Genomic DNA, 20,942 nt, shown 5'->3' with positions numbered 1-20,942 from the left:
TCTGCGTCAGCGCGGGTGGAGTTTTCCACGCCTCTCAGAAAGCACTTGAGGTAGACCGCCCCAGGTCTTTACTTTTGAGTTCGGCGTCCCCCCCCGGATCCTGCACGCCGACGAAGGAACGCGTGGGTTCCACTTTGCCCCTGTGTTTCGGAATCGGCGGTACCGGACGAAGCCCTAGACGGGATCTGTCCCCACGGCACGGTTTTTTCGTGACGCGCGGACCGTCCTCCTGGCCCCTCGACTCCATGCTTCGCCTCGCCCTCCTCTTCCTCGCGCTCGCAGTGTCGTCGCCCGCACGCGCCGATGCCGATGTCGATGTCGATGTCGAGCGCGTGTCGTTCGATCGCAGTCCGGACGGCGTGTCGGTGGTGGCCCGCGTCCACACATCGAGCCGCGTGCGAGCGTACAGCGTCGACCAGGAGGAGGGGATCCTGGAGCTGGTGCTGTACCGCGCCCGCCTCGCGCCCGCCGTGGAGCAGGCGCGCGCCGTCGGCCCCGTCCGTGGCTACAGCGTCGGGGTGGACCACGATCAGGTGGTCGTGCGGTTCGATGTCGAGCCGGGCGTCCACGTCCGCGCCTACCCGGACCGTGCCAGCGACGACCTGCTGCTGTCGTTCTCCGACACGCCCCGTCCACGGCGACAGGCCTGGGGCGGCGGGCGCCCGAATCCGTCCGTTGTGACGACGTCCCCGGACACGCCGCCTGCGGGCGCCCTCCCCCCTGCTCCGGCGACGACCGGCGTCGGCCCGGTACCCGGCGGCACGTCGGTGGCGATCCCGACGGGCGCCGAGCACTGGCGGCTGGACACGATCGTGCTCGACGCCGGTCACGGCGGCCATGACGCAGGCGGAGTGGGCATCGGGACGACCGACCGGGACGTCGCGTTCGCTGTCGTCCAGCGTCTGGGCCCCATGATCGAGCGCGAGTTGGGCGTGCGCGTCGTCTACACGCGCGACACCGACACGTTCGTCGAGGTCCGCGACCGCGGCCGGATTGCCAACCAGGCAGGCGGCAAGCTGTTCATCTCGGTCCACGGCAACGCCGGGCCGTCGTCGGCTTACGGAACGGAGACGTTCTTCCTGGCGCCGCGCGGCTCTGCCCGCGCCAGCGAGGTCATGCAGCGCGAGAATGCCGTGATCGAGTTGGAGAGCGACCCGAGCTACTACGCCGACTTCGAGGAGGGCGGCGACATCCTCCGCTCGCTCGCGATGAGCGCGTATCAGGAGGAAAGCCAGCACCTCGCACGCCTCATCGAGAGCCGTTTTCAGGCCGCGGGCCGCCGCAGCCGCGGCGTCAAGCAGGACAACTTCATGGTGCTGTGGGCCGCGTCGATGCCCGCCGTGCTCGTGGAGGTCGGCTTCGTGACCAACCCGGACGAGGCGCGGTACCTGTCCTCGGCCTCAGGCCTGGACGAGACGGCGCGCGCCATCTTCGAGGCTGTCCGCGACTACAAGGCGAGCTACGAGAGCGGCCTCCAGTTCGGCAGCGCGGAGTAGAACCGAGGCGCGCGACGAGGGGCTGACCGCTCGTACACTCGCTCTCCCGACTCTCTTCGACGTGCCCGACCTCGCCGCCGCCCTCCGCACCATCCCCGACTTCCCGTCGACGGGGATCCAGTTCAAGGACCTCACGCCAGTCCTCGCCGACCCGGCGCTCTTCGCCGAGATGCTCGACCGGTTGGCCGCGCCGTGGGCCGACGCCGGGGTGACGCACGTCGTCGGGATCGAGGCCCGCGGCTACTGGTTCGGCGCCGCGCTGGCAGCCCGCCTCGGGGCGGGCTTCCTCCCGGCTCGCAAGCCTGGAAAGCTGCCCGGCGCGACGCTGCGCGAGGCCTACGCGCTCGAATACGGCGAGGACGCCATCGAACTGCACGCCGCCGACCTGCCCGCCGAGGCGCGCGTGCTCGTCCACGACGACGTGATCGCGACCGGCGGCACCGCCGCCGCCGCCTGCCGACTGGTCGCCACGGCCGGGGCGACGGTGGTCGGCTGCTCGTTCGCCGTCGAGATCGCGTTCCTCGACGGCCGCGCGACGCTGCCCGACGGCGTCCCCACCGAGGCGGTCGTGGTGGTGTAGCCCGCCTCGGGACGAGGCGCTAGGCCTCGCCGTCGCCCAGCGCCCCGCCGGTGCCCTTGAGCACCGCCCGCAGATCGACGCCCCCATTGGGGTCGAAGTCGAGCGTGCGGATGGGGAACGGGATGGTGACGCCCGACCGGTCGAAGGCTCCCTTGACCGCCTTGATCGCCTCGCTCTGCGCCTCCAGGTAGTCCGTCTGGCGCTGGAACGACACCCAGAACCGGACCGTGAAGTTGACCGACGAGTCGCCGAACTCGGTGTAGTAGAGCTGGACCGGCTTGCCCTCCTTGCGCATCGACAGGCCCTCGACGGCCTGGACCGCCACCCGCTGCGCGTGCCCGAGGTCGTCCCCGTAGCCGACGCCGCACGCGAGGTCGATCCGCCGCTCGCCGCGCGCAGAGTGGTTTACGATGGGATCGCCGTAAACCTTCGCGTTGGGCAGAATCACCTTCTGCCCCTGGAACGTGTCGATGATGGTGGACCGAAGCGTGATCTCGCGGACCGTCCCGGTGAACCCGCTCGTCTCGATGATCTCACCGACCACGAAGGGGTTGCGGATCGCCATCAGGACGCCCGCGATGAAGTTGGACGCGATGTCCTGGAATGCGAAGCCGAGCGCCAGCCCGACCACGCCCGCACCGGCCAGCAGCGTCGTCACCAGCCCGTCGAGGTCCAGCACGGTCAGCGCGATGAACGTGCCCGCGGCGAGGACCGCGACATAGGCCAGCGTCGCCATCAACCCGACGACGTTCTTCGCCTGCGGCGCATGGCCGGTGGTCCGCTCCAGGACGCTCGTCACCACCCGCCGCACGATCCGCGCGAGGAACGCGCCCGCGACTACGATCAGGACCGCCAGCACGAGGTTCGGCAGCAGCAGGATGAAGGCCTCGAACCACCCGATGAGCTTGGCGACGATCCCGGAAGCGGCTTCGGTGACGCCGGGCGCCCCGGTGGTGTCGGCAGAGAGAGAGTCGGCTTGCATGGAGGAGCGAACGGAGAGGAGAAACGACAGAAGGGCCCGTTCCAAACGGGAAGCGACCGCATGGGGTTCTGAGCCCCAGACGGTGTCGGCGCTCGTCTGACGACCGGGCACGCATCCCGGTCATCCCTTCGCCACCACGCGCGGAGCCACCCACTGGCTCCGTTACCTTGGTCCTCTCTCCCCCCGCCCATGTTTCTCCACGAACTCCGCCCCGAGCAGCGCCGCGCCTTCCTGGTCCTCGCGCGGCAGGTCATCGACGCCGACAACCGGCTCGCCATCCAGGAGGTCGAGCGCCTCGACCGGTTCTACATCGAGGCGGGCCTCGGCGCCGAGACCGCGGCCGCGCCCAACGTCGTCGGCGACGTAAACCTGCTCTTTGGATCCGACCGGTCTCGCGTCGTGGTGCTCCTCAACCTGCTGCAGATCGCCTACGCGGATGGGGTGCTGCACCCGAGCGAGACGGCGGCCATCCGGTCGGTCGCCGCTCAGCTTCAGGTGGACGCAGGGACGTTCTCGGCCGTGCTGGACTGGGCGGCGCGGTACCAGGCGCTCGTGGTGGAGGCCCAGACGCTCGGCACCGAGGTCGGGGCGCCGTAGAGGTTCGGCAGCCCAACGGGTCCAGTAGAGGCCGCAGGCTTTCTGCCGTCTGACGCCGGGACTCCGTCACCTCTGGCCCTCTGCCGAGGCGGGGATGTCCACGGGTTATCCACCCTGTGGAGAAGAGGGCCCGTCTAGCTTTCCGGGGTACCCAACCGTATCCGCGTGAGCGACCAGAAAATCATCTTCTCCATGCTCGGCGTCGGCAAGACCCTGCCGACGGGCAAGAAGATCCTCGACAACATCTACCTGTCGTTTTACTACGGCGCCAAGATCGGCGTGCTGGGACTGAACGGCGCGGGCAAGTCGACCCTGCTGCGCATCATCGCAGGCCAGGACGACAAGCACGACGGCGAGATCCAGAAGCAGCCGGGCCTGACGATCGGGATGCTGGAGCAGGAGCCCGACCTGGGCGACCCGAGCCGGACCGTCAAGGAGGTCGTCGAGGAGGGCATGGCCGAGGCCGTCGGCCTGCTGAAGCGCTATGAGGAGATCTCGAACGCGTTCGCCGAGCCCGATGCCGACTTCGACGCGCTCATTGCCGAGCAGGGCAAGGTCCAGGAAGACATCGACCGCCTCGGCGCGTGGGACGTGGACGCCCGCCTCCAGCAGGCCATGGACGCGCTCCACTGCCCGCCGGCCGACGCGCCCATCGGGCCGCTCTCCGGTGGCGAGAAGCGCCGCGTGGCGCTCGTCCGCCTCCTGCTCCAGGCGCCCGACGTGCTCCTGCTCGACGAGCCGACCAACCACCTCGACGCGCGCTCGGTCGCATGGCTGGAGCAGCACCTCGCGGGCTACGAGGGCACGGTCATCGCCGTGACGCACGACCGCTACTTCCTCGACAACGTCGCCGGGTGGATCCTGGAGCTCGACCGCGGCAAGGGCATCCCGTTCGAGGGCAACTACACGTCCTGGCTGGAGCAGAAGGAGGCCCGTCTCAAGCAGGAGGAGAAGGACGCATCCAAGCGTCAGAAGACGATCCACCAGGAGCTCGAGTGGGTCCGCCAGAACGCCAAGGGGCAGCGCACCAAGTCGAAGGCCCGCATCGCGCGCTACGAGGAGCTCCAGGCGGGGCTCTCCGAGGAGAAGCGTGACGAACTTGAGATCTACATCCCGCCAGGCCCCCGCCTCGGCAACGTCGTGGTGCAGGCCGAGGGCGTCAAGAAGGGCTACGGCGACCGGACGCTGGTCGAGGACCTGACGTTCGACCTGCCGCCGGGCGGCATCGTCGGCATCGTCGGGCCCAACGGCGCGGGCAAGACGACGCTCTTCCGCATGATCACCGGCCAGGAACAGCCCGACGCGGGCAGCTTCCGCGTCGGCGAGACGGTGCAGCTGGGCTACGTCAACCAGGAGCGTGACCTCGACCCCGACAAGACCGTCTGGCAGGTCATCTCTGGCGGCGCCGACTTCATCCAGCTCGGCACCAAGGAGGTCAACTCCCGCGCCTACGTCGGCCGGTTCAACTTCGGCGGGGCCGACCAGCAGAAGAAGGTGGGCACGCTGTCCGGCGGTGAGCGCGGACGGCTCCAGCTGGCGGTCACGCTCAAGGAGGGCGCCAACGTGCTCCTGCTCGACGAGCCGACCAACGACCTCGATGTCAACACGCTGCGTGCGCTAGAGGAGGCGCTGCTGGCGTTCGGCGGCTGCGCGGTGGTCATCTCCCACGACCGCTGGTTCCTGAACCGCGTCGCGACCCACATCCTGGCCTTCGAGGAAGGGGGCGTGTTCTTCTATCCCGGCAACTACGCCGAGTACGAAGCCGACCGGAAGGTCCGCCTCGGCGTGCCCGACGACGAGCCCACTGGACCGCACCGCCGCCTGACGCGGGCGTAGATCGGCACAGCGTTCAGGAGTCGGAGGCCGGGGCCGCCCGGGTCCGGTCTTCGCAAACCCTGAACCCCGAGCCTCGCCCCCCTGTCCCCGTGACACGCCTTCGGCAGCCGGGGATGGCAGATTCACCCCGGCTCATCAGCCCCCGGCCGTAGCTTCGCCGCGGCCCGCAGGGCACGCTCTCACCCGCTCTTCCCCATGCGCGAGATCACATTCGGAACGGACGGCTGGCGCGCCGTCATCGCCGAGGACTACACGTTCGACAACCTCACTCGGGTGGCCCGTGCGACCGCCGCGTGGGTGCAGCAGCAGGACGCGGGCGACGGCTCGGTCGTGATCGGCTACGACACGCGCTTCCAGGGCGCCGCCTTCGCGAAGCACGTCGCGTGCGTGTTCGCCTCGGCCGGTGTCCGGGTGGCCCTCGCCAACAGCTTCGCGACGACGCCCGCCGTCTCCTGGGCGACCGCCGACCGCGGCGCCACGGCAGGCATCGTCATCACGGCGAGCCACAACCCGCCCGAGTACAACGGCTTCAAGATCAAGTCGCACGTCGGCGGCCCGGCGACGCCCGCCATGATCGCCGAGGTGGAGGCCGAGCTGCCGAACGCCAAGGGCCGGTTCAAGATCAAGGAGTTCGGCGACCTCTGCGACGAGGCGCTGATCGAGACGTTCGACCTCCAGACGGCCTACACGGGGCTGCTCGGCGAGAAGATCGACGTGGAGGCCATCAAGGAAGCGGGCACGCGCGTCGCCTATGACGCCATGTACGGCGCTGGGCAGAGCGTGGTGACCGAGCTTCTCGGCAAGCCGCGCGTCGTGGAGCTGGGCCACGAGCTCAACCCCGGCATGCACGGCCAGGCGCCGGAGCCCATCGAGCGCAACCTCGGCGCCCTGCTGGAGGCGGTCCCGGCGAGCCACTGCGCCGTCGGCCTCGCCACGGACGGCGACGCAGACCGGATCGGGCTGGTGGACGAAGAGGGCGCCTTCGTCGACTCCCACAAGATCCTGGCGCTGCTCGTCAAGTACCTCCACGAGGAGAAGGGCCTCCGTGGGGACATCGTCAAGACGTTCTCCACGACCGACATGCTCGACCGGATGGGCGAGGCGTACGGCCTCACCGTCCACACGACGCCGATCGGGTTCAAGTACGTCGGGCCGATGATGGTCGAGGGCGACGTGCTGGTCGGCGGTGAGGAGTCGGGCGGGATGGCCGTCAAGGGCCACCTCCCCGAGCGCGACGGCCTGTTCATCGGCCTCACCGTCGTCGAGATGATGGTCAAGCGCGAGCGGACCCTCTCGGGCCTCGTCCGCGAGCTGATGGACGAGTTCGGGCCGCACTACCAGAGCCGCACCGACCTCCACACGACCGAGGCGCGCAAGCAGGCGGTCCTCGCACAGCTCTCCGGCGACGGCCTCGCTACGGTGGACGGCAAGCCGGTGACGGCGACCGAGACCATCGACGGCTTCAAGTTCCGCGTCGACGGCGGCTGGCTGATGTTCCGCGCATCGGGCACGGAGCCGGTGCTGCGGGTGTACTCGGAGGCCGCCAGCCAGGACGCTGCCGACGCGCTCGTGGCGTGGGGCGTCGGGTTCGTCGAAGGCGACGCCTAAGCTGCCTGGTCGATCCGTCCGGCCTCCTCCTCCAGGCCGACGTTGCCCTTCCTCGCCCCTGTCCGATGCGCCCGCTGATGTCATCGATCGCCCGGGCTCTCCCCGGGCTCGCCGTCCTCCTCGCCCTGGGCGCCTGCGACGCGGCGGCGCCCTTCGACGGGGCGCTGCAGCCCAGCACGTTCACGCTCCGCGTCGGCGACGGAGTTGAGGAGCAGCGGGACGAGGCCCACTTCGGTACCTATGTGAGTGCCGAGAGCGGCAACACGTTTGCGATGGTGCTCGGGACGCCCCCTCTGTCGAATGGGCTCACGGCACCCGCGGTCGGCTTCGCCTACGACGGGGTGGCCGTCTCGCCCGGAACGTATTCGCTGGCGGCCGTCAACCCGGGCGGAGCGCCTCCGAAGGAGGCGTTCATCGGCGTCTACATCGACCCGGCTCAGACAGGGGGCACCGGCGGACGGACAGGCTTCTACTACACGGGCGACGGGACGCTCACGCTCGACTCGCTCGACGCCGAGCACGCCTGGGGCTCGTTCTCGATGCGAGGCCTCGAACTCGACGCCCTCGCAGCACCGACGGGCGCGGAGGTCCAGATCACGGGCACGTTCCACGCCGTCCACACGGACGCCTTCGGCGACGAAGAAGCGTTCTGGTGGTAGCCGATTCCGGCGACGCGGTGCCCGTGCCGGAATGGCGTGCTATGCGTCCGGCGTCGGCGCAACGCGGACCGAGTCGGCCGCCAGCGCGTCGGCGCGGCGCTCGAGCGCGCGGATGCCGTCCGTGACGGACTGGCGGAACGGCGGGAACTGAGTGTCCGACGTGTCCGGATAGGCGCGCAGGCGTTCGGTCAGGCGAGCGCGATCGGCGGCGAGCGAGTCGACGAGCCCGAGGCGGCGGCCTGTCGTGTCGGCCCCGGCCGCGGCGCGGAGGGTGCCGAGGCGGGCGTCGAGGCCCGCCAGACCGCGCGTGGCGGCGGTGCGAAGCGCCTCGAACGACGGCGCGGCGTCGTAGCGAGCGCGCCGGACGGCCTCCGCGAGGCGCTCGGTCTGCGCGCGGACCTCGGCCCGGGTCGAGTCGAACCGGACCGGCGGCGTCGGCCGGAGGCTGTCGAGACGGACCTCGAGGCGGCGGCGGTCGGCGCGGAGACGGTCGAGGACGGGCGCGTAAGCGGCCTGTCCCACCGAGTCGAGCGCGGCCGCCTCGGCCTCCAGCTGGGCGAGGTCGGCGTCGAGGTCGATCGTCTCGCGGAAGACCTCGGCGCGGAAGCGCTCGACATCGGCCTCCGGGACGGCCACGGTCTCGGCCGGGTCGGCGGGCTCGTCGCCACAGGCGCCGAGGGCGAGGACGAGGACGAGAGGCCAGAACAGACGAAGCGGACGCACGGGCGGGTCGAGGGGTGGGCGCGACAGAACGCGGGCGGCCCGGCGAGGTGCCGGGCCGCCCGCGAAACGGAGAGCAGAGACGGTCAGGCCGCCTTCGACTCCTTGAACTTGTTGATGGCCCAGAGCAGGATGACTGCGCCGAGCGTGGCCACGACGATGCTCTCGATCAGGCCCTCGCCGTCCCCGAAGCCGAGGACCTGGGTGATCAGGAAACCGCCGATGAGCGCGCCGACGATGCCGACGACGATGTTCATGCCGAGGCCCATGTCGGCCTTCATGATTTTCTCCGCGAGGAACCCGGCGATGGCGCCGACGACGATCCAGAAGATGAGACCAGTAATCATAGGGAGTGGGGTCGGGTAAGAGGGGCTCTGCGTACTGTCCCGGCGCCCGAAAGGTTCACCGCCGCCGAGAGAGGCGTTACCATCCCGTCCCCCGCCGCCCGATCATGTCTGTCGTCCTCTGGATTCTCCAGGTCGTTCTCGCCGTCGTCTTCCTCGCCGTCGGCGGGCTCAAGCTCGCGAAGCCCAAGGAGGCCCTGCTCCCTACGATGGGCGTCCTCGCGGCCTACCGACCGCTCTCGATCAAGGCGATCGGGCTGTCTGAGGTGCTCGGCGCGGTCGGCCTGATCCTGCCGCTGCTGATCGGGATGGGCGGCCTCGTGCCGTGGGCGGCGTTCGGGCTGGCGTGCGTGATGGTGGCCGCGATGATCGCCCACGGCGAGCACGGCGAATGGAAGAAGGTGGCGCCTCCGGCAGGGCTCCTGCTGCTGGCGCTCGTGGTGATGTACGGCCGCAGCGCGCACCTGCCGCTCTAGGCGAATGCAGCCTCGCGTCGCCGTCCTGATCGGCCTCCTCGCGACCGGCTGCGCCACGGAGCCGCCAACGGCCGGGGCCCTGTGGACGGAGGCGACTGTGGTCGCGTATGCCCCGGAGCGGGAACTGCTGCTCCACATGCCGTTCCGGACCGTCGAGGTCCGCGCTGTGATCGAGAACGAGACCGACCGGCCGTTCGTCGTCGTCCGCGGCGGCGAAAACCTCCGCGACGGGCACATCGAGGGCGCCGGGCCGGGCGGGCGCTTCGTCCTCGTCACGGCCGACACCACGATCCCGTTCTACGTCCGCCGTGCCGGACCGCCCGACTCGCTGGCTATCCCGCCGGGCGAGACCGCCACCGTCGACCTGATCGCGGACACGTTCTGGCTGACGCCCCTCGCGGGCGAGCCGCCGCCCACGTTCGTCGCCCAAGACTCCGCCAGCGTCGCCGACTTCTTCCTCGACGCGCTGGCGACCGGGCGGATCGCGTACGAGCGCCCGGACGGGCCGCCGGTCCCGGTCCGCCGGGCCCCCGAGGCGGAGGTGACGGTGGAATCGCCCTTCCTCTGGTAACGGCGTCAGGCGCCGGGCAGGGCGAATGGAAAGACGAGCTGCCGCCCGCCGTCGGCGGGCACCAGCGCCGAAATGGTGAGCCCGACGAGACGAAGGGCGCCCTTCGGGGGCGCGGGCCGGTGAAGCAGCGCCAGGCCGACGCCCATCAACTCCGCCTCGGTGGCGACGGGGCCAGGAAGCGTGGCGCTGCGCTGCGTGATCTGGAAGTCGGCGCTCTTGAGCTTGAGCGTGACCGTCCGCCCGGCGAGGCGGTGGCGCGCGAGGCGGCGAGCCAGTTCCTCCGCGATGGGCACCAGCTTCTCGGCGAGAGCCTCCGCGCCGCGCACGTCGCGCCGGAACGTCCGCTCGGTGCCGACCGACTTGCGGACGCGGTGCGGGCGCACCGGCCGGTCGTCCTGGCAGCGGACGACGCGCGCGAGCCACCCGCCGACCTTGCCGAGCGCCTCGCGCATTTCGTCCTCGGAGCGCGCCTGCAGGTCGGCGCCGGTCTCGATGCCGAGGGCACGGAGCCGACGCGCCGTCGCCGGGCCGACGCCGTGGAAGTCCTCGACGGCGAGGTCGGCCAGCACGCCGGGCGCCTCCTCGGGCGTGATGACGCGGAGGCCGTCGGGCTTGGCCATCCCCGAGGCGGTCTTGGCGAGGAACTTCCCGAACGAGACGCCCGCGCTGGACGTCAGCCCCGTCGCCTGGACGATCTCGGCGCGGATGGCCTGCGCCACAAGCGTCCCCGAGGCCGGGCCCGTCAGCGGCTCGGTCACGTCCAGGTAGGCCTCGTCGATGGACAGCGGCTCCACCAGTTCGGCGTAGCGGTCGAAGATGGCGCGGACCTGCTCGCTCGCCTCGCGGTACGCCGCGCCGTCCGGCGGCACGATGACGAGGTCCGGGCAGCGGCGCCGCGCGTGCATCATCGGCATGGCGCTGTGGATGCCGAACACGCGAGCCTCGTAGCTGGCCGCCGCGACCACACCCCGCCCGCTCCGCCCGCCGACGACGACCGGGAGGCCGCGTAGCGACGGGTCGTCGCGCTGCGCCACCGACGCGAAAAACGCGTCCATGTCGACGTGGATGATTTTCCGACCTCTGGGCCCTGACGGCCGGCTCGCCGACGGCGACGCTCGGGATGCAGGAGAACCGTTCGGTGGGGGCATGGCGGGACGAAGCTGCACACGCAACCGGGCGCGAGCCAGCGGAAACTGGAGACCGGACGCTTGCGCGTGCGATCTTCGGGCCTCCCCCGTTCCCCCGTCGTGTCACACCGCCTCGCTCTTCTGCTCGTCCTCGGCCTCGGCCTCGGCGCCTGCGCCGACGCGCCCACCGAGGCGCCGACACCCGCCGCCGCCGACACGGTTGTCGTCGACCTGACCGTCCCGGATGGCGTGACCGTGCCCGAGGGGATGGCTTACGTGCCGGGCGGGACGACGCGCATCGGGGTGCTGCCGGGCGAGGGCGGGATGCCGCACGAGAAGCCCGTCTTCGCGGCCGAGGTCTCGCCCTTCCTGCTGGACCGCTCGCCCGTCACCGTCGCCCGCTTTCGCGCCTTCGTCGAGGCGACGGGCTTCGACACACAGGCCGAGGCCTTCGGCGATGGCGCGGTGATGGACCAGACGCAGGGCTCCTGGGGCCTCGTGCCCGGCGCGACGTGGCGCCAGCCTCGCGGCCCGGAGGGTCCCGAGGCGCCCGACGACCACCCCGTCACGCAGGTCTCGTGGACGGACGCGGTCGCGTTCTGCACGTGGGACGGCGGGCGCCTGCCCACCGAGGTCGAGTGGGAGCACGCCGCACGCGGCGCGGGCGACGACCGCAGCCCCTACGCATGGGGCGACGCCCTCGACGAGGGCGGCCGGGCCCGCGCCAACACCTGGACCGGCTCCTTCCCTGCCGGCGATGACGGATCTGACGGATACCGCGATGGCACCAGCCCGGTCGGCGCCTTCGGCGCGACGCCCCTCGGCCTGACCGACCTGGGCGGCAACGTCTGGGAGTGGACGGCCTCCTGGTACCAGCCCTACCCGCTCGGCCCCGACGGCGGCGTCAGCCTCGGCATGGCGAGCACCGCGGGCGAGCCGGAGCGCGTCCAGCGAGGCGGCTCGTTCCTCTGCCACCCGTCGTACTGCCACGGCTACCGCGTCAGCGCCCGGAGCCACGCGACCCCGGAGTCGTCGTTCGCGCATGTCGGCTTCCGGTGTGCCCGCGACCTGCCCGAGGCGGGAGTGGCTGCCCGATAGCACGCAGCCGTAGCCGCGACCAGCCGCCTACAGGCGTCCCCACGGAGAGGCGGATTGGCGGAATGACGGGATACCGCTCCTGCCCGGCCCCCGGGTAGGCTGCGCTCACTGCATCCTCCGTGTCCGGGGGCGTCCGATGTCTCCGCCTCTGGCTGGCGACGTCAGCGTCCCCCCGATGAGTTCGCAGTGGGCGGGCGCTGTACCCCGTCCCGAGCCCTCCCCCGTGCGTGGTGGCACGGAGGAGGGCTCATTGTTTGGAGGCGCGGTGGCGCCCTGCAGAACGGCTCCCCTCGGGTGAGCGAGACCCGGAGAGGCTCGGGACTTCCCGGCACAGATCCCGACCCACGCCGGGCCGTGCGCAGTGCGGGTCGGCCAACACGGGCCCTGGATACCAGGGCATGGCCCGACTCACCTGTACTCACCAGCCACCCTCACCATGTCTCTGTTCCTGTCTCTCACCGCGGCCGTGGCCGCCCTCCTGACTGCCGAGCCTCGGCGTGCACCGCACACCACAGACGTGGTGTGCTCCTCGCGCACCATCGAACCGGCCGAGACGCGCACGACGTGTACCTGGACGTGCCAGATCCCAGGCTACACCGCGTAGCACCTCCCAGGGCCCGGGTGCGCCAACGCGCCCGGGTCTCCTCTGTCTCCCCCGGACCCGCTCATGCCTCTCTCTACCCGTTGGATGCTGTCACCGGCGCACCGTCTCCGCTCGCTGCCCGACCACTGCGTGGAGGTGCTGGACACCGACCACGAGTCCACCATCTACACCGACCCCACCGCTTCCGTCCTCCTGTCTCTCGTGGAGGGGGCGCCATCCCCTCGGAGCCGCACCACCCGACGCGTGCTCCGCCGTCTCTCCCGATCCGGCCTCGCCCTGCGCCTCCCGGCTGGCCTCGCCCCGTCGGTGGCCCGCCGCTGGCTCCGCCTCGGCGTGCCGCTGGAGCAGGCCCGCCGCGCGATCGACACGCCGCTCGCCCTTCACGAGGCGACGCCTCGCTGCCCCTCCCTGAACACGGCATTCCTCGCGCTGGGGCTTCGGGTGGCGGACTCCCCCTCGCGGGCCACGCTCACCGTGCTCGCCGCGCCCGATCTCGCCCTCACCCTCCGTTCTGCCTCGCCCTCGCCCGGCCCCACCGTGGCGATCCAGACCGCCAGGGTCTCGCCGTTCGAGGTCTGGCTGGAGCCCGGCCGCACGGCGTGCCTCGCCTGTCTGCGCGCCCACCTCCTCCGGTCGGACCGCACCGCCGACCTCGCCGAGGCGGCCCTCCCGGCTCCCGTCCTGTCGCCCGACGCCATCGCCGAACGGGTCGCCATCGGACTCGCGACCCGTGCCTGGGACGTTCCGCATGCGCTCCTCCAGCCTCTCCCGAGCGTGCCGACCCCACCGACGCGCCCCTGCCTCGTTCAGCGGCGCCCGGCCTGCCCGGCGTGCGGGAGGGCAGGAGCGCCTCCCCGCCCGCCGGTGCTCGTCCCGAGGCCCAAGGCGCCGGGCTCCCACCGCTGGCGGCCTCTCGCCTGGGCACGATCCCTCGCCAGCGACCTCCAGCACGCCATCGGAGGCGTGGTCCGCGACCTGCCCGCCGGATCTCGGACGCTTCCGCCGGAGGCCTACGCGCCGCTCCACGTCCGCCGGGTCCGGCACGCGGCCCCGCTCGCCCGGCCCTCGCTGACCGCCATCCGCGCCACGACCGGGCTCACCGCGGGCGGCTCCGGAGGCTCGCCGGCGGAGGCGACCGTGGCCGCGGTGTTCGAAGGCATCGAGCGAGCGTCCGGTTTCTTCCCGGGCGCCGACGGCTTCCGGTTCGCGCATGCCGGTGCGCTTGGGGAAGACGCCGTCGTCCCGAACGCCGTCCTCCAATTCAGCGACGCTCAGTTCGAGACGCGGGACGCGTGGAACCGCACCGCCCACCCGTTCCTCCGCGTCCCCGAGCGCTTCGATCCTGCCCGGCCGACGCACTGGGTGCAGGCCTGGAGCCTCGCCGAGCCCGGCGCTTTCCGGTGGGTCCCCTGCGGCCTCGCCTTTTACGCGTATCCCTTCGCCGACCAGCCGACGTACGCCTACGCCGACAGCAACGGCTGTGCGTCGGGGTCCTGCCTGGAGGAGGCCGCGCTCTACGGCGCCGTCGAACTCGTCGAACGGGACAGCGTCGCCCTGTGGCACCGCTCCAGGAGCCAGCGCCCGGCCCTCGACGCGGCATCCATCGACTCCCCACTCGCGCAGTCGCTCCTGGCCGCCACCCGGCGCCGAGGCCGGGCGGTCGAGATCCTGGATGTGAGCACGGAGATCGGACTCGCCACCTTCGTCGCGGTCTCCGTCCGGCCCGATGCGCCTCACGGCGTCGCGCTCGGCTTCGGGGCGCACCTCTCCCCGCGCACCGCTGCGGAGAAGGCCCTTCAGGAGATGCACCTGATGGCGGTCGAGACCGACCATCCGGACGGACCCGGCAGCGCGTTCGACTGGGCCGAGACTGTCTGCCTGGACGATCACCCGTTCCTCCTCCCCCACCCCGGCCTCCCGCGGATCGACCTCGGCGCGCTCCCCGACCTCACCACGGGCGACCTCCGCGACGACCTCGACGCAGTCGTGGCCCGTCTTGCGGCAGCAGGACTCTCCGCGTACCTGATCGACCAGACGCACCCGCACGTCGGCGTGCCGACGGCCCGCGTGGTGGTCCCCGGCCTGGTTCACTTCTGGCGCCGACTCGGCGGGGCACGCGTCCGGGACGTTGCGACGGCAACGGGGTGGCAGACCTGCTCCTCAGCCTGGGAGGCCGCTGACGCCCTCGAACTCACGACCTGAGGCCGACCCGAGTACACCGAATCCGGTCCGCCGCTCCTGTTTTCCCACGGGAGAGGACGCCAGGAGGATAGACATCCTCCTTCCGGTTTCCCTCGTCTATCCCCCGCGCCCTCGACCGCGAACCGTGCTGCAGGACGTGGGACGGGAGGATCCGCCCAGAAAGCTCCCGCCGACCCGACCGGTTAGCTTCGGGGCCCTTCCGTCCTGTTTTCTTTGCGCGACTCCGTACTGGACCTTCTGCGAGTCGGCCTGCTGATCGCTGTCCTCGCGGGACCGCTCGATGCCCAGACCTTCACGCGGTACGGGACCGAGGCCGGTCTTCCGTCGGCACAGGTCACGGCCATCGAGCGGGACGCGCTCGGGTTCGTCTGGGTAGGCACCCTGAGCGGCCTCTGTCGCCTGGACGGGCTCGCCTTCGAGTGCTTCCGGCACGACCCGGACCTTCCCACCTCGCTCCGAGACGATGTAGTCAACCCGGACGGGCTGCACCTGGGGCCGCACGGACGCCTCTGGGTCGGCACGGGCGACGGGCTCCAGTCGATCGAGCCAGAGACGGGGGCGTTCGTCGACGCGGCCCCGCCGTCGCTCCGTGGCGTGTCGATCCGGGGCGTCGACCACGACGAAGCGGGCCACTTGTGGGTCGGGACCGAGCGAGGGCTGGTCAGGTGGGCCCCAGGCTCCGGTGCTTCGCGCCGCTACCGCCTGGGCACCGACGCCGACTCGACGGCTGGCATCGACGGAGTCCGCGTCGGGCCGGACGGGGCGATCTGGGCGAGCACCCAGACCGGGCTCTGGCGCCGTGCGCCGCGGGGCGGTGCTTTCCGGAGGCTCGTCACGGCCGAGGACCTTCCAGACGCGTTCGCCCTCCTGCCTCGCGCCGACGGCTCCACCTGGGTCGGGTCGTACGGTGCAGGGCTCTGGCACATCGAGCCCGACGGGCGAAGTCAGCGCGTCCCGCTGCCACCCGGGAATGACCGCGTCGTCGCCGTCGAGGAGGCGACGCCCGGCACCCTCTGGATCGGGACCTGGGACGGCGGCCTTCTGCAGGTGGAGGAGGCGACAGGGACCGTCGAGCGGACCTTTCTTCCCACCCCGGGACGAACCGATGGCCTGCCGAACGTGACCGTCATCGACGTTTACCACGACGCCGATGTGGGGACGTGGGTGGCCACGTGGGACGGCCTCGCCCGCCTCCGTCCGCCGTCGCCCTTCCTCCACCTGCGCCCGCCGCCGGGGCGCGACGGCCTCGTCATGGCGCTGGCCCCACGTGCCACGGGCGGCCTCTGGGTCGGGACGCTGGCGGGCCTCTACACCGCCGACACCGAGCGGACATCGCGCGCCTGGTCGCTCGTCCCTGGCACCGAGACCATGATGGTGCGCGCCGTCGTAGAGGCGGCCGATGGCACCCTCTGGATCGGCACCGAAACCGACGGCGTCTGGCGCCGGGAGGCCCAGGGCGGAAGGCCCGTCCGGGCGTTCGAGGATCTTCCCAGCCCCCTCGTCCACGCCCTCGCGACCGATGCGGCCGGTACCCTGTGGATCGGGCTCTCGAACGCGGGCGCCTGCGCGTCGACGAACCTCCGCACCCTGGACCGTTGCCTCGACGCCTCCACCTCGGGGGGCCTCCCCACGGACGCCGTCTACACGCTCCGTCCCGGTACGGATGGCAGCCTCTGGGTCGGCACCACGGACCGAGGCGGGGTCCGGATCCGCGACGGCGTGGCGTCCCCGCTGGGACCGGAAGACCCCGCTCTGGCGCGGACCTGGGTGACCTCGATCGCACCGACGACCGATGGCGCAGCCTGGGTCGGGACCTCGAACGGCCTCGCCCGTGTCGGCGACGGGGCCGTCCCCACCTGGGTGGGCCTCGCGGAGGGCCTCCCCCACGCGAGCGTCGAGTGCGTGCTCGCGGAGGACGCGCGATACGCCTGGGCGGGCACCGGCGACGGCCTCGCCCGCGTCGACGCCGAGACCGGGCGGGTCGCGTCGTACGCCGGACCCAACGGGCTCCCTGTGCAGGCCTTCACCGCGGGCCCCTGTACCGCGGCCGAGGGCACGCTGTGGTTCGGCACGCGCGACGGGGTCGTGGGCGTGGTGCCGTCCCGGTTTCCGCGTTCGCGCCCGCCGCCGCCGGTCGCGTTCACCGCCGTCGAGGTGGACGGGGTCGCGCGCACGGTGGGGACGGTCCGCTCCACCGATGTCGAGGCGCCGGTGGGCACGCGGCGGATCTCGCTCCAGGTGGTCGGCCTGGACTACGTCGACCCCGAAGGCCTCCGGTATGCCTACCGGCTCGGCGCAGACACCACGTGGGCCCCGGTCGATGCCGACGGGCGGCTGGAACTGACGGGGCTCCGCCCGGGCCGCCATGCCGTCCAGATCCGCGCCATCAACAGCCTGGGCGTTCCGAGCCGCCGGGTCGCGCGGGCCGACGTCCGAGTCCTCGCCCCCATCTGGCAACGAGGCTGGTTCCTCGGGCTCGTCGTGCTGGGAGTGGCCCTCGCCGCCTATGCGGCCCACCGGGTCCGCCTCGGTCACGTGCTCGCCCTCGCGCGCACCCGCCAGCGCATCGCGGACGACCTCCACGACGACATCGGGAGCCGCGTCAGCGGGCTCGCCGTCCAGCTCCAGCTCACGAGCCGGGACGCGCCCGAGGGGCTCGCGGAGCGCCTCTCGGCCCATGGCCGGCAGGCCCAGGCGCTCGCCGCCGACGTGCGGGACATGGTCTGGGTGGTGGATGGCCGCCACGACACCCTCTCGGCCCTCCTCCAGCGCATCCGGCAGGTGGCGTTCGACCTCCTCCCCGAGGCCGACCTCACGCTGGACGCCGCTCCCGACCTCGCCCCCCGGCCCCTCTCGATGACGGCTCGGCGGCACCTGCTCCTCTTCCACAACGAGGCGCTCCACAACATCCAGAAGCACGCCTGCGCGACGCGCGTCCGCATCGCTGTCGTCTCCGAGGCGGACGGGCTCGCCTTCACCGTCGAGGATGACGGGCGCGGCTTCGACCTCACGGCCGCCGAGGCGACCGGCGGGCACGGCCTCACGAGCATGCGCGCCCGAGCGAGCGCCCTCGGCGGCACGCTGACCACCACGGCACGGCCCGGCGCGGGCACCCGGCACACCCTCTGGATGCCCACGCACCGGCTCCAGGCCGACGCTCGGACCCCGCAGTCGCGCGATGGCGCCGCGCCGTCTCGGCCGCCATCTTGATGGCTACCGGCCTTCCTTTCTTCCTCTTCGGTCATGGCCCCTTCTGACATGGCGCCCCCGGTGCTCACCCTCTGGCTCGTCGAGGACGAGCCCGCCTACCAGGATGCGTTCGCCCGCCTCGTCGCCAGCACCGACGACCTGCGGCTCGGCGAGACGTTCTCGTCCTACGCCGCGCTGAACGACCGGCTTCTGAGCCTCTCTGGAGGAGGGCTACCCGACCTGGTCGTCATGGACATCCGCCTGCCGGGCGTCGACGGGATCGAGGCGACCCGGCGCTTCCGAGCCACGGCGAAGACCGTCCCGGTGCTGGTCCTGACCAACATCGACGACCCGGACACCGTGTTCGCCGCCCTCCGGGCGGGCGCATCGGGGTACGTCCTCAAAGACCGGATCGTGGACGCTCTGGAGTTGGCCGTGCGGCAGACCGCGCGCGGCGGCATGGGCTTCTCGCCCGGCGTGGCCAGGCACCTGGGGGCCTTCTTCGCCCCCGCCGCGCCCTCGCCCCTCACCGCTCGGGAAGAAGAGGTCATCCGCCTGATGGCTCGGGGCTTCAGCCAGAAGCGCATCGCCGAGGAGTTGTTCATCAGCCCGCACACCGTCGACACGCACGTGCGCAACCTCTATGCGAAGCTGCACACCTCGTCGGGGCTGGAGGCCGTCGCCATCGCCACCCGGATGGACATCATCCCGGGTCCGCGTGCGGTCGCGGCGGAGTGACGGCCTCTGACCGGTCCGGACCTGCGGAAGGTGACCTGACCGACGTGGGGCGTAGAGCGCGGGCCGAGCGGATCGCTCAGAGGTCCCACGGTCTACGCCCCACGCGTCACCCGGGCGGTCGACGCCCGGCGTGTCGGTCGCGTCAGCTCTTCGGGCCCCAGATCCACCAGGCGATCAGCCCGAGGAAGGGGAAGAAGAACACGGCGGCGGCCCAGAGCAGCTTCGAGCCGGTGTCGGCGTTGCTGTTGGCGATCTTGACGAGGGCCACCACGACGAACACGATGTGGATGAGCCCGCAGAAGCTGCCGTAGCCGGTGGAGATGAGGTGGAAGGCGTTGCCATCCCCACAACCGGAGAGCAGCAGCGCAAACGCGCCGAGGGCGAGGACGGGGAGAGTGCGGAGGCGGTCCATGGCAGGTCGGGGGGAGCGAGGGGAAGGGCGAGCGCTGGCGGCGGCGTCGTCTGGCTAGCGCTGGTTGTCGCGGACGACGCGCTGGCCCCACACGAGGAACACCAGCAGGCCGACGACCGGGATGCAGAACAGCACGATCAGGAACACCTTCGTGCCGATGGCGAGGTACGTCTTCCACGTCGCCAGGGCGGCCAGCAGCGCGAGGACGCCGTTGAGGACCGCGATCAGCGTGAGGAGGAGCGTCTTGGCGAGCCCTGCGAGGGTGGCGGCCAGGGTCGCGGCGAGGACGAGCGTCATGGTGTTCGGGAGGAGTCTGGGGCGCCCTACGGGCAGAGGGTTTTGCGAGTTGCGTGGGCGGGGGCGCGGTTCGGCGGAGGCCCCGGAGCCGCCGAGGCGTCCGAAGAAACCCGCAAAACGGGTCGCGCGCGCTGGAGCGGCCGGGCCCATCCCGTAGGTTGCCCGCATGCGCATCGCAGACATCGACCTCGGCCCCCGTCCGCTCCTCCTCGCCCCGATGGAGGACGTGTCGGATCCCCCCTTCCGCATCCTGTGCAAGCGGTACGGGGCGGACCTGCTGTACACCGAGTTCATCTCGGCGGGCGGGCTGGCGTACGGCGCGCAGGGCTCGGTGCAGAAGCTGGAGTTCTACGAAGAGGAGCGGCCGGTCGGCATCCAGATCTTCGGCGGCGAGATCGACCAGGTGCGCGAGGCGGCCCGGATCGCCGACGCCCAGGACCCGACGCTGATCGACATCAACTTCGGGTGCCCGGTCAAGAAGGTCGTCTGCAAGGACGGCGGGGCGGGCATCCTCCGCAACCTCGACAAGATGGAGGCCATCACGGCGGCCGTCATCGAGGAGGCCACGCGGCCGGTGACCGTCAAGACGCGGCTGGGCTGGAACGACGAGTCGATCCGGATCGAGGAGGTGGCGCGGATGCTGGAGGCGACCGGCGTGGCCGCCCTCGCCGTCCACGCGCGGACGCGGGCCCAGATGTACCGCGGCGAGGCGCGCTGGGCGTGGTTCCCCAAGATCAAGGCCGCCCTCCGCGACATCCCGCTCATCGGCAACGGCGACGCGACGACGCCGGAGAAGGTGCGCGCGATGTTCGAGCAGGGCGCGGCCGACGCCGTCATGATCGGGCGCGGCGCCATCGGCAACCCCTGGATCTTCCGCGACGCGAAGGCGCTGCTGGAGACGGGCGAGGTGCCGGACCCGCCGTCGTGGGAGGAGCGTGTGGCGGTCGTGGCCGAGCACGTGACGCTGAAGGCGGCGTGGCTCGGCGAGCGCAAGGGCGTGTTGGAGATGCGCCGGATGTACGGCGGCTACTTCAAGGGGCACCGCGGCGCGAGCCAGCTCCGGATGCGGCTCATGGAGCACGACACCTGCGACGGGGTGCTGGATCTCTTGCACACGTGGCGTCCTGAGGACGAGGAGGTGTCGGTGCCCGTCGCGCGGGACCTCGCCAAGCGCGTCGCGATCCCGGCGCGGCTTCCTCGGAAGGCCACCCTGCCGACCTCGACGGAGACGGCGGCCTGACGCTGCCCGCCTCGGGGCCGAGGCGGGCGGGGACGGATTGTGAAGGAGTTGGTAGCCTCGTCTGAGTGGCTGGAAGCCTCGTCGGAGCGGTGGTGAGCCTCGCCGAAGCGATGGGGAGCCTCGCCGAAGCGGTGGTGAGCCTCGCCGAAGCGATGGGGAGCCTCGC

At 71.7% G+C, this 20,942-nt stretch carries 20 protein-coding genes; 14 read left to right on the top strand and 6 right to left on the bottom strand.

Annotated elements, in window-relative coordinates; all coding sequences use genetic code 11:
* Window positions 1-245: 245 nt before the first annotated feature.
* Both B1759_RS13360 and B1759_RS13355 read left to right on the top strand, forming a co-directional pair.
* Window positions 246-1,496: an N-acetylmuramoyl-L-alanine amidase gene (locus B1759_RS13360; protein ID WP_095515564.1), complete on the top strand. Its 1,251-nt coding sequence runs from the start codon at window positions 246-248 to the stop codon at window positions 1,494-1,496.
* Window positions 1,497-1,557: 61 nt separating this feature from the next.
* Entirely contained in the window at window positions 1,558-2,076 is a 519-nt protein-coding gene (locus tag B1759_RS13355) for an adenine phosphoribosyltransferase (RefSeq protein WP_198948877.1), read from the top strand.
* 19 nt (window positions 2,077-2,095) lie between these two features.
* Here the strand turns inward: B1759_RS13355 and B1759_RS13350 are convergent, their stop codons facing one another.
* Window positions 2,096-3,058 carry a mechanosensitive ion channel family protein gene (locus B1759_RS13350; protein WP_095515562.1) on the bottom strand — a complete coding sequence of 321 codons (963 nt, stop codon included), beginning with the start codon at window positions 3,056-3,058 and terminating at the stop codon, window positions 2,096-2,098.
* Window positions 3,059-3,247: 189 nt separating this feature from the next.
* Here B1759_RS13350 and B1759_RS13345 point away from each other — a divergent pair, with 189 nt between their 5' ends.
* The 4 genes from B1759_RS13345 to B1759_RS13330 all read left to right on the top strand — a co-directional run bounded on the left by B1759_RS13345 (window position 3,248) and on the right by B1759_RS13330 (window position 7,758).
* A complete protein-coding gene (locus B1759_RS13345) occupies window positions 3,248-3,655 on the top strand; it encodes a TerB family tellurite resistance protein (RefSeq protein WP_095515561.1) in 408 nt (135 codons plus the stop codon).
* Window positions 3,656-3,820: 165 nt separating this feature from the next.
* Window positions 3,821-5,491 (top strand): energy-dependent translational throttle protein EttA, encoded by a 1,671-nt coding sequence (gene ettA / locus B1759_RS13340; protein ID WP_095515560.1) that lies wholly within the window; start codon window positions 3,821-3,823, stop codon window positions 5,489-5,491.
* A 195-nt stretch (window positions 5,492-5,686) separates the two neighbouring features.
* Entirely contained in the window at window positions 5,687-7,099 is a 1,413-nt protein-coding gene (locus tag B1759_RS13335; protein WP_095515559.1) for a phosphoglucomutase/phosphomannomutase family protein, read from the top strand.
* Between the two features lie 77 nt (window positions 7,100-7,176).
* Complete coding sequence (locus B1759_RS13330) at window positions 7,177-7,758, top strand: hypothetical protein (protein ID WP_158225255.1); 582 nt, start codon at window positions 7,177-7,179, stop codon at window positions 7,756-7,758.
* A gap of 39 nt (window positions 7,759-7,797) precedes the next feature.
* On the opposite strand, the gene B1759_RS13325 is transcribed toward B1759_RS13330, so the two are convergent.
* Window positions 7,798-8,481 carry a hypothetical protein gene (locus tag B1759_RS13325; protein ID WP_095515557.1) on the bottom strand — a complete coding sequence of 228 codons (684 nt, stop codon included), beginning with the start codon at window positions 8,479-8,481 and terminating at the stop codon, window positions 7,798-7,800.
* A gap of 83 nt (window positions 8,482-8,564) precedes the next feature.
* Window positions 8,565-8,825, bottom strand: coding sequence for a GlsB/YeaQ/YmgE family stress response membrane protein (locus tag B1759_RS13320; protein ID WP_095515556.1), 261 nt, complete (start codon window positions 8,823-8,825; stop codon window positions 8,565-8,567).
* Between the two features lie 104 nt (window positions 8,826-8,929).
* Between B1759_RS13320 and B1759_RS13315 the strand changes: the two genes are divergently transcribed.
* Complete coding sequence (locus tag B1759_RS13315) at window positions 8,930-9,298, top strand: DoxX family protein (RefSeq protein WP_095515555.1); 369 nt, start codon at window positions 8,930-8,932, stop codon at window positions 9,296-9,298.
* A 4-nt stretch (window positions 9,299-9,302) separates the two neighbouring features.
* On the top strand, window positions 9,303-9,869 hold the full coding sequence (locus B1759_RS13310) for a hypothetical protein (RefSeq protein WP_095515554.1): 567 nt from the start codon (window positions 9,303-9,305) through the stop codon (window positions 9,867-9,869).
* A 5-nt stretch (window positions 9,870-9,874) separates the two neighbouring features.
* On the opposite strand, the gene dinB is transcribed toward B1759_RS13310, so the two are convergent.
* Window positions 9,875-10,924, bottom strand: coding sequence for a DNA polymerase IV (dinB, locus tag B1759_RS13305; protein WP_198948875.1), 1,050 nt, complete (start codon window positions 10,922-10,924; stop codon window positions 9,875-9,877).
* A 192-nt stretch (window positions 10,925-11,116) separates the two neighbouring features.
* On the opposite strand from dinB, the gene B1759_RS13300 reads away from it, so the two are divergent.
* The 5 genes from B1759_RS13300 to B1759_RS13285 all read left to right on the top strand — a co-directional run bounded on the left by B1759_RS13300 (window position 11,117) and on the right by B1759_RS13285 (window position 18,827).
* Window positions 11,117-12,094: a formylglycine-generating enzyme family protein gene (locus tag B1759_RS13300; protein WP_095515552.1), complete on the top strand. Its 978-nt coding sequence runs from the start codon at window positions 11,117-11,119 to the stop codon at window positions 12,092-12,094.
* A gap of 436 nt (window positions 12,095-12,530) precedes the next feature.
* A complete protein-coding gene (locus B1759_RS20250; protein WP_233134419.1) occupies window positions 12,531-12,698 on the top strand; it encodes a hypothetical protein in 168 nt (55 codons plus the stop codon).
* A 63-nt stretch (window positions 12,699-12,761) separates the two neighbouring features.
* The gene (locus B1759_RS13295) at window positions 12,762-14,900 is read left to right on the top strand and encodes a YcaO-like family protein (protein WP_095515551.1); all 2,139 of its coding nucleotides are present in this window, start codon (window positions 12,762-12,764) and stop codon (window positions 14,898-14,900) included.
* Between the two features lie 213 nt (window positions 14,901-15,113).
* Window positions 15,114-18,110, top strand: coding sequence for a sensor histidine kinase (locus tag B1759_RS13290; RefSeq protein WP_095515550.1), 2,997 nt, complete (start codon window positions 15,114-15,116; stop codon window positions 18,108-18,110).
* Between the two features lie 33 nt (window positions 18,111-18,143).
* Window positions 18,144-18,827 (top strand): response regulator transcription factor, encoded by a 684-nt coding sequence (locus tag B1759_RS13285; RefSeq protein WP_095515549.1) that lies wholly within the window; start codon window positions 18,144-18,146, stop codon window positions 18,825-18,827.
* A gap of 142 nt (window positions 18,828-18,969) precedes the next feature.
* On the opposite strand, the gene B1759_RS13280 is transcribed toward B1759_RS13285, so the two are convergent.
* Window positions 18,970-19,239, bottom strand: a complete 270-nt coding sequence (locus tag B1759_RS13280; protein WP_095515548.1) for a PLD nuclease N-terminal domain-containing protein — start codon at window positions 19,237-19,239, stop codon at window positions 18,970-18,972.
* Between the two features lie 54 nt (window positions 19,240-19,293).
* Window positions 19,294-19,536 carry a hypothetical protein gene (locus tag B1759_RS13275; protein ID WP_095515547.1) on the bottom strand — a complete coding sequence of 81 codons (243 nt, stop codon included), beginning with the start codon at window positions 19,534-19,536 and terminating at the stop codon, window positions 19,294-19,296.
* Between the two features lie 166 nt (window positions 19,537-19,702).
* On the opposite strand from B1759_RS13275, the gene dusB reads away from it, so the two are divergent.
* Window positions 19,703-20,776 (top strand): tRNA dihydrouridine synthase DusB, encoded by a 1,074-nt coding sequence (dusB, locus tag B1759_RS13270; RefSeq protein WP_095515546.1) that lies wholly within the window; start codon window positions 19,703-19,705, stop codon window positions 20,774-20,776.
* Window positions 20,777-20,942: the final 166 nt, after the last annotated feature.

The sequence above is a fragment of the Rubrivirga sp. SAORIC476 genome (genome assembly GCF_002283555.1).
Taxonomy (GTDB): Bacteria; Bacteroidota; Rhodothermia; order Rhodothermales; family Rubricoccaceae; genus Rubrivirga.
The sequence above is the reverse complement of the archived record's forward strand: the minus strand, read 5'-3'. Positions and strand labels throughout refer to the sequence as shown.

What these genes read in the sequence shown, in the direction of transcription:
- B1759_RS13360 (WP_095515564.1), top strand. Translation starts at nt 246, where the DNA reads ATGCTTCGCCTCGCCCTCCTCTTCCTCGCGCTCGCAGTGTCGTCGCCC.
- dinB (WP_198948875.1), bottom strand. Translation starts at nt 10,924, where the DNA reads ATGGACGCGTTTTTCGCGTCGGTGGCGCAGCGCGACGACCCGTCGCTA.
- B1759_RS13320 (WP_095515556.1), bottom strand. Translation starts at nt 8,825, where the DNA reads ATGATTACTGGTCTCATCTTCTGGATCGTCGTCGGCGCCATCGCCGGG.
- B1759_RS13315 (WP_095515555.1), top strand. Translation starts at nt 8,930, where the DNA reads ATGTCTGTCGTCCTCTGGATTCTCCAGGTCGTTCTCGCCGTCGTCTTC.
- dusB (WP_095515546.1), top strand. Translation starts at nt 19,703, where the DNA reads ATGCGCATCGCAGACATCGACCTCGGCCCCCGTCCGCTCCTCCTCGCC.
- B1759_RS13295 (WP_095515551.1), top strand. Translation starts at nt 12,762, where the DNA reads ATGCCTCTCTCTACCCGTTGGATGCTGTCACCGGCGCACCGTCTCCGC.
- B1759_RS13345 (WP_095515561.1), top strand. Translation starts at nt 3,248, where the DNA reads ATGTTTCTCCACGAACTCCGCCCCGAGCAGCGCCGCGCCTTCCTGGTC.
- B1759_RS20250 (WP_233134419.1), top strand. Translation starts at nt 12,531, where the DNA reads ATGTCTCTGTTCCTGTCTCTCACCGCGGCCGTGGCCGCCCTCCTGACT.
- B1759_RS13330 (WP_158225255.1), top strand. Translation starts at nt 7,177, where the DNA reads ATGTCATCGATCGCCCGGGCTCTCCCCGGGCTCGCCGTCCTCCTCGCC.
- B1759_RS13280 (WP_095515548.1), bottom strand. Translation starts at nt 19,239, where the DNA reads ATGGACCGCCTCCGCACTCTCCCCGTCCTCGCCCTCGGCGCGTTTGCG.
- B1759_RS13350 (WP_095515562.1), bottom strand. Translation starts at nt 3,058, where the DNA reads ATGCAAGCCGACTCTCTCTCTGCCGACACCACCGGGGCGCCCGGCGTC.
- B1759_RS13335 (WP_095515559.1), top strand. Translation starts at nt 5,687, where the DNA reads ATGCGCGAGATCACATTCGGAACGGACGGCTGGCGCGCCGTCATCGCC.
- B1759_RS13275 (WP_095515547.1), bottom strand. Translation starts at nt 19,536, where the DNA reads ATGACGCTCGTCCTCGCCGCGACCCTGGCCGCCACCCTCGCAGGGCTC.
- B1759_RS13310 (WP_095515554.1), top strand. Translation starts at nt 9,303, where the DNA reads ATGCAGCCTCGCGTCGCCGTCCTGATCGGCCTCCTCGCGACCGGCTGC.
- B1759_RS13285 (WP_095515549.1), top strand. Translation starts at nt 18,144, where the DNA reads ATGGCCCCTTCTGACATGGCGCCCCCGGTGCTCACCCTCTGGCTCGTC.